Origin of the sequence: Pseudoalteromonas sp. B62, assembly GCF_037162565.1 — a bacterium.
Taxonomy (GTDB): domain Bacteria; phylum Pseudomonadota; class Gammaproteobacteria; order Enterobacterales; family Alteromonadaceae; genus Pseudoalteromonas; species Pseudoalteromonas fuliginea.
The window spans coordinates 1-1,199 of the sequence record NZ_JARLVB010000004.1; the positions used below are offsets into that span (position 1 = coordinate 1).

General features: G+C 39.4%; 1 protein-coding gene. It reads right to left on the reverse strand.

Annotated features, from left to right (window positions below):
- Positions 1-51 precede the first annotated feature (51 nt).
- Positions 52-1,092: an IS481 family transposase gene (locus P4S71_RS22925; protein ID WP_337149778.1), complete on the reverse strand. Its 1,041-nt coding sequence runs from the start codon at positions 1,090-1,092 to the stop codon at positions 52-54.
- Positions 1,093-1,199: the final 107 nt, after the last annotated feature.

Consider the following 1,199-nt stretch of genomic DNA (forward strand, 5'->3'; position numbering starts at 1 on the left):
AGCTCAGACTTGATCTGACAGTTACCCATTTTTCTAATGGTGACTGTTAGTTTAGATTTGAGCTAAATTCTTTTCTGCCCAAACCGTTTTTCCATCCAGTAATGTTTCAAGTGGTGTTCGACCGCAACATACTTTTCCTTGATGAGTCCGATCATTGTTGTAGTAATCCATCCATTCGTCCAGATCTTTTTGTAGTTTTTCCATTGAATCGTACAACTTTTTGCGGAATGTGATTTGATAGAACTCGTTCAAAATCGTCTTATGGAAACGCTCACAGATACCATTTGTTTGCGGGGACATTGCTTTCGTTTTTGTATGGTCGATGTCGTTAATTGCCAAATATAGCTGATAATCATGATGCTCAACTCGCCCGCAATACTCAGTTCCTCGGTCAGTTAATATTCTAAGCATAGGCAATTTGTGACCTTCGAAATAAGGCAATACTTTATCATTGAGCATGTCAGCCGCTGTAATTGGCGTTTTCGTTGTGTAGAGCTTCGCAAAGGCGACTTTACTGTAGGTATCCACAAAGGTTTGTTGATAGATACGACCAACACCTTTAAGGTTACCAACATAAAATGTGTCTTGTGAGCCAAGATAACCGGGATGCGCTGTTTCAATTTCACCACAGGCTTCATCGTCATGTTTTTTCTTTTCTAGCGCAGCAACTTGAGCGTCAGATAAAATAATGCCTTCATTAGCGACTTTGTTTTCCAATGCTTTCAATCGTTTTTTGAAGTTTTCTAAATCGTGACGCAACCAGATTGAACGAACACCACTACCTGAGACAAACACGCCTAACTTACGAAGCTCATTGCTGGTTCTATGTTGACCGTGAGCAGGATAGTCAACTGCATAGTTAATGACGGCTTGCTCTGTTTCTTCGTCAACGCGATTCTTTATATTTGGTGTACGGCGGTTCTTTTCGATTAATGCATCAATACCACCTTCATTAACGAGTTCTTGATAACGATAAAATGTATCTCGTGATACGCCCATGACTTTACAGGCTCTTGATACATTGCCTAGTTCTTCGGCAAGGTTAAGTAAACCAGCTTTGTGTTTTATGATTGGATTGTTAGTATGCAACATGAGAGTTACCTTTTTGTTTGTTTTGATTTAAAGATTCGACACCTTTATCAAAACGGGTAACTCTCACTTTTTCAAGTTGAATTGTCAGATCTTGTCTGAACTAATAC